Here is a 12,822-nt window from a genome sequence, read left to right as displayed (position 1 = left end):
CGACCTCTAGGGAGTAACACTCACGATGACTGATGTCGAACAGACACCCTCCGACGTGCCATCTGCTCAAGCGCGTTCCGATCTTGTCGAACATGCGCGCACCGGCATGCAGGCGCCCGCGCTACAGCGGGCGATCACCGATCATCTGCGCTATTCGGTTGGCCGACCGGCCGCGGCACTGCGGCCCGAGCACTATTACCGAGCGCTTGCGTTGGCAGTGCGGGACCGCATGCAGGACCGTCGGGTCGCCTCGACGCAGGTTTCACTCGACCTCGGCCGCAAGGTGACTTGTTATCTGTCAGCCGAATTCCTGATGGGTCCCCAGCTGGGCAACAACCTGCTGAACCTCGGCATGGAACGGGCCGCGAAGACCGCATTGGCGGCAATGGGCCAGGATCTCAACGAGGTTCTGGCGTGCGAGGAAGAACCGGGACTGGGCAACGGCGGGCTCGGCAGACTTGCCGCCTGCTATCTCGACTCGCTGGCCACCCTCGAGCGCCCGGCGATCGGCTACGGCATCCGCTACGAGTTCGGCATCTTCGATCAGGAGATCCACGACGGATGGCAGGTCGAGAAGACCGACAACTGGCTGGTCAACGGCAACCCGTGGGAGATCCCCAAGCCAGACGTGAACTACCGGGTCAACTGGGGCGGCTACAGCGAGCACTACACCGATGCCAACGGCAACGACTGCGTCCGCTGGGTGCCCGGCCGCGTCCTGAAGGGCGTCGCCTACGACACCCCGATCCAGGGCTACGGCGTGAAGACGTGCAACGTGCTGACGCTGTGGAGCGCACGGGCTGTTGAGTCGTTCGCGCTGGAGGCTTTCAACACGGGCGACTACTACAGGGCCGTCGAGGACGAGGTCAACTCCGAAACCGTCACCAAAGTGCTCTACCCCAACGATGAGCCCGAAGCGGGCAAGCGGCTCCGGCTGCTGCAGCAGTACTTCTTCGTCTCATGCTCGCTGCAGCACGTGCTGCACATCATGGACGACCTCGCCGACAAGTCCGTCAGACAACTTCCGGAGCAATTTGCGTTGCAGCTCAACGACACTCACCCGTCGATCGGCGTCGCGGAATTGATGCGGCTGCTTGTCGACGAACGCCATCTGGACTGGGACGAGGCGTGGGACATCACGGTGCGCACCTTCGGCTACACCAATCACACCCTGCTTCCGGAAGCGCTCGAGAAGTGGCCGCTGGAGATCTTCGGCGAGTCGTTGCCCCGCCATCTCGAAATCATCTACGAGATCAACCGCCGGTTTCTCGATGAGGTTGCCGCGAAATTCCCCGGCGACGACGACCGGCTGCGGCGCATGTCACTCATCGGTGAGGACGGCGGCAAGAGCGTCCGGATGGCCCATCTGGCCACGGTCGGCAGCCACGCGATCAATGGCGTCGCAGCGCTGCACTCCGAACTGCTCAAGGAAAGCGTGCTCAAGGACTTCTACGAGTTGTGGCCCGAGCGCTTCTCCAACAAGACCAACGGCGTCACGCCGCGACGGTTCCTGGCGCTGTCCAATCCAGGCCTGCGGGAACTCCTCGACGAGACGATCGGCGAGGGCTGGATGAGCGACCTATACAAGCTACGCGGGCTCGAGCCCTACGCCGAGGACCCAGCGTTCCGCGCCCAGTGGCGCGCGGTCAAGCGTGCCAACAAGGCGCGCCTCGCCGATTACGTGCGGTCGACGGCGGGCGTGGAACTGAACCCCGACTGGATGTTCGACATTCAGGTCAAGCGAATCCATGAGTACAAGCGCCAACACCTCAACGTGTTGCACATCATCACGCTGTATCACCGCCTGAAGCAGAACCCCGGGCTTCCGATTGCCCCTCGCGCCTTCGTCTTCGGCGGAAAGGCCGCGCCCGGCTACTTCATGGCCAAGCGAATCATCAAGCTGATCAACGCCGTTGGCGAGACGGTGAACAATGATCCTGACGTGAACCAGTTCCTGCGGGTCGCGTTCGTTCCGAACTTCAACGTGCAGAACGCCCACATGATCTACCCGGCTGCCGACCTGTCGGAGCAGATCTCCACCGCGGGCAAGGAGGCGTCGGGCACCGGCAACATGAAGTTCATGATCAACGGGGCGCTGACCATCGGCACTCTCGACGGCGCGAACGTCGAGATGCGCGAGGAGGTCGGCAATGAGAACTTCTTCCTTTTCGGCCTCACGGTCGATGAGGTCGAGGCTCTCAAGCGTGGCGGCTACCGGCCCGACGATTACGTCGCGGCCAACCCGGAACTGGCAGCCGTGCTGGGGCTAATCTCCGAGGGCCGGTTCTCGCACGGTGACACCGAGGTGTTCCGTCCGCTGGTCGACAACCTGCGCTACGACGACCCGTTCCTGGTCCTGGCCGACTACGCGTCGTACATCGCGTGCCAGGAGCGGGTCAGCGCGGCGTGGGGTGACGTCGAGGCGTGGACGCGCAAGTCGATCATGAACACCGCGCGAAGCGGCAAGTTCTCATCCGACCGGGCCATCACGGAGTACTGCGATGACATCTGGGACGTCTTGCCAGTGACGGTGCGGTAGCCGGGCTACGCCGCACACGGCCCTGTTCTTTGATGTCGCCGGTCAGCGGAGATCGTGATCTTTATCGCGCCTATGCCGGGCTTAGATAGGCACGATGTGGGGTATTAACGGGCAATGAAATTGCCACGTATGCGCGTCGCCCCAGTTCGCGCCACGCTGTTGCCGCTGGTAACGGCCGCCAGCGCCGTATTGCTTTTGGCTTCAGGCAACATCGCCTCCGCCGCGGCTCCCTCGGGCGCCATTGCGTCGCTCGACGCCCCAGCTGGACAGGTCGGCGTCGCGGCGCCCGTCACCGTGACCTTCGCGCATCCGGTCACCAACCGCGCCGCCGCCGAACGGGCGATCCACCTCACCACCTCCACCGGTCAGAGTGGTCGGGTTGAGTGGCTGAACAATCAACAGCTGCAATGGAATCCCGTCGGCTTCTGGCCGGCGCACAGCCATATCGAAATCACGGGCGCCGGCTACAAGACCGACGTCACCACCGGCCCCGCCGTGCAGGGAGTGGCCAGCCTTTCCGAGCACACCTTTACGGTGAGCATTGACGGACAGGTCGTCCGTGTCATGCCGGCGTCCATGGGCAAGCCGAGCCGTCCCACTCCACAAGGCAGCTTCACCGTCCTCGACAAAGCCGAGACCGTCGTCATGGACTCCCGCACCATCGGCATCCCGCTGAGTTCGCCGGAGGGCTACAAGATCACCGCGCACTACGCCGAGCGGATCACCAGCGGCGGCGTCTACGTGCACTCGGCACCCTGGTCGGTCGATTCGCAGGGGCACACCAATGTCAGCCACGGCTGCATCAACCTGAGCCCTGACAACGCCGCGTGGTACTACAACAACGTTCACGTGGGCGATCCAGTCGTCGTGAAGGCTTAGCACGACGCTGCGTAATTGACGCTGTGAAATTGTTGTGTAACAGCAGCATTCGGCTGCCGTTTGCCTCCTGCTCACCCGCGTGTCCCTCCAACGCTGCGATATTGAGTAGCTGATGGGCGGCGACACACCCGCGCGCACTCGACGGTCGGAGGCCGGCAATGCCCGAAACGTCCCAGGCATACAACAGTGTCTGGCAGCTTCGCGGGGATGCGTGGTGCCGGCTGGAAGAGGCCGCGGACCGACTCACCCGGACGACGACCACGGGCGAGCTCAAGGAGCGCTACATCGGGATCTGCGGCGAGCTGCTCGCCAGCCTCACCCCCATCGAGCCGTACTGGGCATACCCCGGCTTTCCGTACTTCGCCAGGATGCAGCGGCTGTTCAACTCGGGCAGCTACGACAAGTTCTCGCATGCCGTCGCGCGCATCAACCGGGCACTGACCACCGATTCGTACCGCAGCGGCGACGTCGACACCGCCGGCCTCGACAGCACGGACATGTTCCCGACGTACGCGGAGTTCTGCGTGAGCGCGTAGATCTGCACAGGAACCGCGAAGATCGTCAGGTTCGCACCGATCACAGAGAACACACCACATCCACAGGCGGCGAAAGTCGGGCGTGCGCAGTGGCGTGGTGTCGGCGAGCAGGCTCACGTCGATGAGCCGCTTGCGCGAAGAGCATCGGACGTCGATGAGCCGCTTGCGCGAAGAGCGACGTCCATGGCTAGGGTTGCAGACGTTCGATTCGGCCGTCGGAGAGTCGAATTCGGTTGTGCAACCGGTCTTCTCGGCCCTGCCAGAACTCGACGACCTCGGGCGTCACCAAATAGCCGCCCCAGTTCGGCGGCACCGGGACGTCGACGTCGGCGAAACGCGTGGCGACGTCGTCGAGTTGGCGGAGCAGGTCGGCGCGCGACCCGATGGGTCGTGACTGGTGTGACGCCCAGGCGCCGAGCTGCGAGCCCCGCGGCCGTTTGGTCCAGTAGTCGGCGGTCACCTCCGCGGTGACCTTGCTCACAGGGCCGCGCACGTGCACCTGCCTGCCCAGCGCGTACCACGGGAAGGTCGCCGACGCATAGGGGTTTGCAGCGAGTTCTTCGCCTTTTGCCGAGTCGTAATTGGTGAAGAAAGTGATGCCGGATTCGTCCACGGTTTTGCACAACACTGTGCGGCTCATCGGCCTTCCCGCCGCGTCGACTGTGGCCACCACCATCGCGTTGGGCTCTGCAACACCAGCGCGCTCTGCATCCTCAATCCACTTGCGCAGCAACACAACCCAGCCCTCGGCTAGCCAATCGGCATCGAGGTCGGGGCTGCCGTCCTTTTCCGCCGATCCGTATTCCACGCGCATCCTCGCCAAGCGTTCGTCGCCGGGTTGAGCCATCGTCGCAACGCTACGCCGCTGGTCGCGGGCGAGGTTACCGGCCGGTATAAACCACCGACGCAACGGGTGCGAGAATCAGCCTCATGACAGCAGTGCCCGAGAATTTCGTCGGCGGCCTCGAGGGCGTCGTCGCCTTCACCACGGAGATCGCCGAGCCTGACAAAGACGGCGGCGCACTGCGCTATCGCGGCGTGGACATCGAGGAACTTGTCGATCAGCGGGTCACGTTCGGCGACGTCTGGGCATTGCTGGTGGACGCCAAGTTCGGCCAGGGCCTGCGGCCCGCCGAGCCGTTCCCGCTGCCGATCCACACGGGCGATGTCCGCGTCGACGTGCAGGCGGGTCTTGCGATGCTGGCGCCGATCTGGGGGTACGCGCCGATCCTCGACCTCGACGACCAGACCGCGCGTGACCAGCTGGCGCGCGCGTCGGTCATGGCGCTGTCATACGTCGCACAATCGGCGCGCGGCATCGAGCGGCCCGCCATTCCGCAGCACGAAATCGACAAATGTTCCACTGTGACAGAACGTTTCATGACCCGGTGGAAGGGTGATCCCGACCCGCGCCAGGTCGAAGCCATCGATGCGTACTGGGTGTCGGCCGCCGAGCACGGAATGAATGCGTCGACGTTCACCGCAAGGGTGATCGCGTCCACCGGCGCCGACGTCGCCGCGGCATTGTCAGGCGCAATCGGGGCGATGAGCGGCCCGCTGCACGGCGGCGCACCAGCGCGCGTCATCCCCATGATCGAGGAGGTCGAGCGCGACGACGATGCTCGCGGACTCGTCAAGGGGATTTTGGATCGCAAAGAGAAATTGATGGGCTTCGGTCATCGGGTGTATCGCGCCGAGGACCCACGGGCCCGGGTGCTGCGGTCCACCGCTAAGCGCCTCGAGGCGCCCAGGTACGAGGTGGCGGCTGCCCTCGAGCAGGCCGCGCTGGCCGAGCTGCGTGAGCGACGGCCGGATCGCGCCATCGAGACGAACGTGGAGTTCTGGGCCGCAGTCATCCTCGATTTCGCAGGCGTGCCGGCCAGGATGATGCCCGCGATGTTCACGTGCGGACGTACGGCCGGCTGGTGCGCGCACATCCTCGAACAGAAGCGGCTCGGCAAACTCGTTCGTCCGGCGGCGATCTATGTCGGGCCGGAGCCGCGCAGCGTCGAAACGGTGGAGGGCTGGCCGTCGGTCGCGCACGCGTCCGTGTAACTGTTACTTCTTTTCGTTGTCCGGCAGCGGCATGAGTTGCCGCTGGAAGTACGTGTATTCGAGCGCAGTTGTTTTGGCTTCCTCGTCGATGTTGGTGCCGCTTCCGTGGCCGCCCTGGGTCAACTCGTAGAACAGGTACGGGCTGCCGTACTCGGCCAGCCTCGCCGCGAACTTGCGGGCGTGCTGCGGGCCGACGCGATCGTCCTTCGTCGTGGTCCAGATGAAGGGCACCGGGTACTTCACGCCGCGCTTCAATTGCGCGTAGGGCGAGATGGATTCAAGGAATGCCCGCTCGTCGGGGTTCGCGGCCGAGCCGTACTCGCCCGCCCATGACGCGCCCGCAGCGATCTGCTCGTAGCGCACCATGTCCAACAGTGGGATCGCGATGTCGACCGCGTTCCACAGTTCCGGATGCTGGGTGAACTCAACACCCATGAGCAGGCCACCGTTCGAGCCGCCCTCGATACCGAGATAGCGCGGGCTGGTGATCTTGCGCGCGATCATGTCGCGGGCGACGGCGGCAAGGTCGTCGTATGCTGTCTGCCGCTTGGTTTTCAACGCAGCCTCGTGCCAGCGCGGTCCGTATTCACCGCCTCCGCGGATGTTGGCAATGACGTATGCGCCGCCGTGGGCGAGCCAGAGATTGCCGACGACACCGCTGTAGTTCGGCGTCTCCGAGGAAGCGAAACCGCCATACGCCCACATGATTGTCGGTGTCGTGCCGTCGTACTTCATGTCGGCGGCGTGCACGATGAAGTAGGGAACCTCTGTGCCGTCAGTTGACGTGGCCTTCATTTGCTCGACCACGTACCGAGACGAATCAAACCGCGCCGGTGCGGATTTCACGGGTTCTACGCGGACATCAGCGGCGTCCAGTCGGTACAGGGTGGTCGGGGTGACCATCGTTGATACCGTCAGATAGGCGGTTGTGCCGGAGCTGTCCGCGTCCACGCCACCGACTACCGCATTGTCCGGCAAGGGAACCGGCGCTCCCGACCACGAGCCGTCGGGACGTCGGCTGAACACCGTGGCGCGCCCCTTCACGTCATACAGCGAAGTGACGATCACGTGGTCGCGCGTGGTCATCACGCCCTGCAACGCCTCTTGCGGCCCAGGCGCGTACACGACCGTCGGCCGCAGCCGACCGGGATCGCGCGTCATCTCATCGACATCCAGCGACAGCAGCGAACCGGATTGGTAGGTCGTGCCGTCAACAGTCCAGTTTTCGTCGATCGAAACGAGCACCTGATTGCCGACCATCCCGCTGAAGTTGGACTTCGGCGGTAATGCCAACGGCTCCGAACTGTCACCGATCACCAGTCTGAAGTCGTTCTCGAAGAAGGTCCGTCCGCGCACCACCGCGTTGATCCGGCGTCCGGCGCCGTTGTCGACGAGAACTGCGCGGGTGGGAGTTTCATCCGTTCTCTCGCCGCGCGCTACCTCCACGGCCTGGTCGAGCGGCTGCCCGCGCTTCCATCGTTTGACCACGTAGGGGTACCCGGAAACCGTCATCTCGCCCGGTTGCCATTCCCGTGACACCAACAACGTATCAATGTCCACCCAGGACATACTTTGCTTTCCGCGATCGAGTACGAAGCCGTTGGGCACAAATCGCCCAGTTGCTCTGTCGAATTCGCGGACCGAAACTGCATCCTCACCGCCATCGGAGAGTTGCAGCAGGCAGCGCTTGTGCGTGACGGGGTCGCAACTCATCCCGTCCCACACCCAGTTGCGACTCTCGGTCCGTGCTAGCTCATCGAGGTCCAGCACTGTCTTCCAATTCGGCTGCGGCGAAACGTAATCGGCTTCGGTGGTCTCGCGCCAAATCCCCCGCACATGGTCGGCGTCCTGCCAGAAGTTCCCCACCATGCCATCCCCGAGGAGCGCGGGCAGCACCAACCGGTCCGGCGCGCTCATCAGCTCCTTCGCTTTCGCGAAGTTGGCCGCAAAGCGCGGATCGCTCTCCAGAACCCCGAGCGTCTTGGCGTTCTCGGCCGCGATCCACTTCTGCACCTGCGGACTGTCAGTTTCCTCTAGCCACAGGTAGGGGTCGGCGGCGCTGCTCACCTTGCAACAACTTGCGACCAACACAGCCAGCAAGGTCATGATCAGAAGCTGCCGACCGAACCGCGCACGCACGAAGGCGGTCATCTGGCAGCCTTGGTGATACGTCTCGATCGGAACATTCACGCACAGTACAGCGCTGATCTGTCGCCGTGCTGGGTTAGCAATTACCGCAGCCGCGCTGCCAGTTCACCTGGATGTCGGTACCCGATGGTTGCATGAACTCGTAACGATGAGCCGACACCTACGAGAAGGAGATCACCATGGCGATCGACGTAACACCCGCTGTGCTGCCGCACCTGACTGTCGACGACGGAGCCGCCGCCATCGACTTCTACGTGAAGGCATTCAACGGCGTTGAACTAGGCCGTGTTCCGGGGCCCGACGGCAAGAAGCTGATCCATGGAGCGGTGCAGATCAACGGCTCAACGGTGATGCTCAACGACGACTTTCCCGAGATGAACGACGGAAAGTCCGTCACCCCGCCGGCACTCGGCGGCACGCCGGTGACCATTCACCTCGTCGTCGACGACGTGGACGCCAGGTTCCAGCGCGCAATCGACGCCGGGGCCACCGTCGTGATGCCGGTGGAAGACCAATTCTGGGGAGACCGCTACGGCATGCTGCGCGATCCGTTCGGCCACCAGTGGTCGATGGGACAGCCGGTTCGTGAAGTGAGCCCTGATGAAATCCAGAAGGCGGTCAACCAGCAGTAGGCCCTCGCCCGGTCCCGGCGTTCGCGCGAGAGCAGTTCGGGAGCGCATAGCATCGGCTGTGATGTCGATACCTGATCGCGACGAGCTTCCGCCCCCCGAAGGGTCCTCCGCTCCACGCTCCGTTCCGGCTAACGCGCTGCGGACGGTGATCAAGCCGTTCGCGCGCACGGGTCGCTACTACGCGCGCTCGCGGCGTGACTACCGCTCTGGGGAAGCATCCGAGCTTCCGCTGGTGCGGCCGACTTTCCGGCTTGCCGGTCAGGCGCTGCGCGATGAGGTCGTTCTCGTCGGCCTGCAACTGAGCCGACCCGTCAGCAGCGGCGGAGATTTCGACCGGATCACCCACGAGGTGACTGATGCACTCGACTACTACGGGCAGCGGGGATTCCTGGCCAACCCGAAGGCGTTTTTCGCATCACCTCCGCCTCTGACGGAACTTGACCTGCATCAGGTGCATCGACGGCATCGCAGTTATCAGCGGTTCGTGTTCGACAGCGGATACGCCCCGTACACGGGTGAGCCGGGCCGCGAGCGGTGGCTCGGCTATGCCGCCAACAACCGCGAGTACGGCCTGCTCCTGCGACACCCCGAACCGCGGCCGTGGCTGGTGTGCGTGCACGGTACCGAGATGGGCAGGGCCGGGGTTGACCTGAGGCTTTTCCGGGCCTGGCACCTGCATGAGGACCTTGGCCTCAACGTCGTGCTGCCGGTCCTTCCTCTGCACGGTCCACGTAAGCGGGGCCTGCCCAAGACCGCGACACTCCCCGGCGGCGATGTGATGGACAACGTTCACGCCACCGCACAGGCCGTCTGGGACATCCGCCGGGTGTTGACCTGGATCCGCCTGCAGGAACCGCAGTCGGCGATCGGGCTGACCGGCATGTCGTTGGGCGGCTACATGGCGGCACTTGTCGCCAGCCTCGACGGGGGTCTCACATGCGCGATCCTCGGCGTGCCGGTCGCTGATCTCGTAGATGTCCTCTCGCGCCACTCAGGCCTGAGCAGAGACGACCCCCGTCGCGACACCATCGAGATGGCCAGACCCCTGGGCCGGATGGTGTCGCCGCTGTCGCTCACACCCCGAGTTCGGTTGCAGGGCCGCTTCGTCTACGGGGGTCTAGCTGACCGCGTCGTCCATCCGCGCGAGCAGGTGATCCGGCTGTGGGAGCACTGGGGCAAGCCCGAAATCGTCTGGTACCCAGGCGGTCACACCGGATTCTTTCGGTCTCGGCCCGTTCACGACTTCATCGACACGGCCTTGGCGCGCTCAGGGTTGGTGTCGTCAGCGCTGAAATCCGGCGAGTAGACGGCGCCGCGGTCGGCCGGCGGCTGCCGCGTCGAGCATCTCCGGGATCGACGTGAATTTCTCGCGGGGACGTCCGTGAGCCGCGCCGCGTGTTGTCTCTGCGGCATCGATCGCCCGCCAACCCACCGCGTCGATCACGTCCGGTTGGCGCTGGCGCACCAACCGGTTCAGCCCGCGGGCACCCTCCTGCGGATCGGCAAGGAGGCCGGCGTTGTAATCAGCGACGAGAGCGGCGACCGTCTCCTGTGCGCACGATTTGTTGGTCCCGATGAATCCCGTCGGACCCCGCTTGATCCAGCCCGCGACGTAGGAGCCACGATCCGGCGCGCCCGTCTGCGGATCGACCACTCGGCCCTCGCGATTGGGCACCACAGCGGCGTCGTCGTCAAAGGGCAAGCCGGGCACAGGGCGCCCGCGGTAGCCGATGGAGCTCAGCACCAGGCCGGCCTCGACCTCGCGGACCTCGTCACTGCCCGTCACCACGAACTCGACACCTTCCGCACGGCGATCGCCCAGGACCCGTGACGGCGTCAGATGGTATGCCATTCGGATCGTAGGCGACTCGTCGTGCTCGTCGTAGATGTCCAGCGACGCAAGCAATTCCAACTTGTGCCGGGTCAGCTGATCTCCGCACTCGGCGAGGTCCGCGCGTACCCGCTCGTGGTCTGCGGCGCTCAGCACAACGCGTGAGGAGGCTGTCAGGCCGATCATCTCGGGCAGGGTGAAGGCCGACTGCGCGGGTCCGCGGCGCGCGGCGATGACGACCTCACGCACCTTGCTGTCGCGAAGGGCGGCCAGCGCGCCGTGAGCAATGTCGGTGGCAGCCAGCTGGTCTGGATCGGTCGTCAGAATGCGCGCGACGTCGAGTGCGACGTTGCCGTTGCCGACGATGACGACCCGTTCACGGTCGAGGGGTACCGACATCTGCGCGTAATCGGGGTGGCCGTTGATCCACGCGACGACCTCGGTGGCCGTCGCGGTGCCGGGCACGCCGAAGCTATCGATGTCGAGGCGGCGGTCCGACGACGCACCGACCGCGTACAGCACCGCGTGGTGATGGTGCAGCAGCTCGGCATGCGAAAGGTGTTGGCCGATATCGACATTGAGGTAGAACTCGAAACCGCGGTGGCTCGCCATCCGGTCGAACAGCTGCGTCACCCGCTTGGTGATCTGATGGTCGGGTGCCACTCCGGCGCGCACCAACCCGTAGGGCGTCGGCAACTTCTCGAACACGTTGACGCGCACGCCCGGCTGCGTCAGCAATTCGTCGGCGGCGTACATCGCGGCGGGACCGGACCCGACCACTGCCACGCGCAGCGGACCGCGCCCCGGCCGGGTGATCATCGGCGCCTCGATTACCCGCGCCAGCTTCGATGTAGGCGGTAGCTTTTCGCCTTCGGGCCGCTTGGGATAGAACAGGGCATTGATTTCGACGAACGGCAGCTGCTCGGTGGTCAGCTTCGAGTCGGGTGCGATGGCCCCGACCGGGCAGGCCGACACGCACGCCCCGCAGTCGACGCATGCCACCGGATCGATGTGCAGCATTTCGGCGGTCGCGAATCCAGGCTCGTCCGGTGACGGGTGGATGCAGTTGACCGGACACGAATAGACACAGGACCCGTCGCTACAGCACGACTGGGTGATGACGTGCGGCATCCGAACGCCTAGGCGGCCGGCACCGGGAGGTGCGTACGAGCCGGCTCGCTGCGGTAGCGCGATGGGCGGCCGTCGATCTTGCACATGCGCCAGATCAGCCGCGCCGGGCGGTTCATCAATCCAGTTTCTTCGCACAGCATTCGGACGTCACCGAACATGTCGCTGAGCCATTGCCGTGATTCGGGGGAGTCGAAGAACAACTCTTTGCGCACTGACTTCGGGATGTTGAACTCTTTCCAGAAAGCCTTGGGCGGCACCACGATCGCCGAGCATAGCACCCGCATGATGATCGGTACGTGAAGCGAGAGCCAGAACTTGCGGCGGCGATGCATGCGGGGGACCCGCTTGCGCAGATACTCGTGCGCGAACGAGATGTGGCGCGCTTCCTCAGCCACGTGGATGGCCATCACTTTCTCCATGATCGGATGCAGTGACTTGCCTTCGCGCAGAACATTTTTCTGCGTATGGTCAATTGGCTCCTCGCCGGCGAGCACGCCGAAGAAGAACACTATCGGCAGCGGTCCGGCCGCCAGTGGGATGAACGGCGAGATCCAGCGCAGCAGCCGCGGCATGCCCGGGACGTCCACGCCGATGTGATTCACCATCTCCTGGAACATCAGGGTGTGGTTGCACTCTTCGACGGATTCATGCAGACAGTACCGGTACTCGGGTGATCCGTTCGGTACCCAGAACGTGTACTGCATGAGACCGCGGATGAGGATGCTCTCGAAGTGCAGGCCGACCTTGGCGACGTTGGCCTGCCGCCACATTCCGATCGCGATCTGCTTGTCCAACGGCTGCGCCTGGTACCACGGGTGACGGCCGAGGGGGTCGGTCGAGGGCAGCACCCATCGGGTGTCGTTTTCTGTGACCGCAAATTCGGGCGAATCCCAGTCGATGTCGGTATACGGGTCGAAGTTTCGGCGTACTGAGCCTTCAGAGAGGGTGGTCAGCTTCTCGACGTACTCGTGGTCGTCGGTGACCTCCATGTTGCGCTTCCAGCGCTTGACGATACGCGTCCGAGCCATTCGAAGAACCCTCCTATGGGTTTACATCCATGGGCCTAATGTC

At 64.4% G+C, this 12,822-nt stretch carries 10 protein-coding genes; 6 read left to right on the top strand and 4 right to left on the bottom strand.

The annotated features are described in order from the left end of the window. Nucleotides 1-106: 106 nt before the first annotated feature. The 3 genes from QOH60_RS06055 (at nt 107) to QOH60_RS06045 (ending at nt 3,954) form a co-directional block, all read left to right on the top strand. Complete coding sequence (locus tag QOH60_RS06055) at nt 107-2,539, top strand: glycogen/starch/alpha-glucan phosphorylase (protein ID WP_526418151.1); 2,433 nt, start codon at nt 107-109, stop codon at nt 2,537-2,539. Between the two features lie 114 nt (nt 2,540-2,653). Then, nucleotides 2,654-3,418 (top strand): L,D-transpeptidase, encoded by a 765-nt coding sequence (locus QOH60_RS06050; RefSeq protein WP_526418139.1) that lies wholly within the window; start codon nt 2,654-2,656, stop codon nt 3,416-3,418. Between the two features lie 158 nt (nt 3,419-3,576). Then, nucleotides 3,577-3,954 carry a hypothetical protein gene (locus QOH60_RS06045; RefSeq protein ID WP_526418153.1) on the top strand — a complete coding sequence of 126 codons (378 nt, stop codon included), beginning with the start codon at nt 3,577-3,579 and terminating at the stop codon, nt 3,952-3,954. A gap of 187 nt (nt 3,955-4,141) precedes the next feature. Here the strand turns inward: QOH60_RS06045 and pdxH are convergent, their stop codons facing one another. Beyond that, a complete protein-coding gene (gene pdxH, locus QOH60_RS06040) occupies nt 4,142-4,801 on the bottom strand; it encodes a pyridoxamine 5'-phosphate oxidase (protein ID WP_526418137.1) in 660 nt (219 codons plus the stop codon). Nucleotides 4,802-4,884: 83 nt separating this feature from the next. Between pdxH and QOH60_RS06035 the strand changes: the two genes are divergently transcribed. After that, complete coding sequence (locus QOH60_RS06035) at nt 4,885-6,009, top strand: citrate synthase (protein WP_526418135.1); 1,125 nt, start codon at nt 4,885-4,887, stop codon at nt 6,007-6,009. Nucleotides 6,010-6,012: 3 nt separating this feature from the next. Here the strand turns inward: QOH60_RS06035 and QOH60_RS06030 are convergent, their stop codons facing one another. Continuing rightward, complete coding sequence (locus QOH60_RS06030; RefSeq protein WP_526418133.1) at nt 6,013-8,160, bottom strand: prolyl oligopeptidase family serine peptidase; 2,148 nt, start codon at nt 8,158-8,160, stop codon at nt 6,013-6,015. A gap of 176 nt (nt 8,161-8,336) precedes the next feature. On the opposite strand from QOH60_RS06030, the gene QOH60_RS06025 reads away from it, so the two are divergent. After that, complete coding sequence (locus tag QOH60_RS06025; protein WP_526418131.1) at nt 8,337-8,789, top strand: VOC family protein; 453 nt, start codon at nt 8,337-8,339, stop codon at nt 8,787-8,789. A gap of 61 nt (nt 8,790-8,850) precedes the next feature. After that, nucleotides 8,851-10,095 (top strand): alpha/beta hydrolase family protein, encoded by a 1,245-nt coding sequence (locus QOH60_RS06020; protein ID WP_526418129.1) that lies wholly within the window; start codon nt 8,851-8,853, stop codon nt 10,093-10,095. Here the strand turns inward: QOH60_RS06020 and QOH60_RS06015 are convergent. Then, a complete protein-coding gene (locus QOH60_RS06015; RefSeq protein WP_526418127.1) occupies nt 10,072-11,751 on the bottom strand; it encodes an FAD-dependent oxidoreductase in 1,680 nt (559 codons plus the stop codon). The genes QOH60_RS06020 and QOH60_RS06015 overlap by 24 nt on opposite strands. An 8-nt stretch (nt 11,752-11,759) precedes the next feature. Beyond that, nucleotides 11,760-12,779: a diiron oxygenase gene (locus QOH60_RS06010; protein ID WP_526418125.1), complete on the bottom strand. Its 1,020-nt coding sequence runs from the start codon at nt 12,777-12,779 to the stop codon at nt 11,760-11,762. Between the last annotated feature and the right edge of the window lie 43 nt (nt 12,780-12,822).

The sequence above is a fragment of the Mycobacterium sp. genome (genome assembly GCF_032159765.1).
GTDB lineage: Bacteria > Actinomycetota > Actinomycetes > Mycobacteriales > Mycobacteriaceae > Mycobacterium.
Note: the sequence above shows the minus strand (reverse complement) of the source record. Positions and strands in the feature narration are given on the sequence as shown.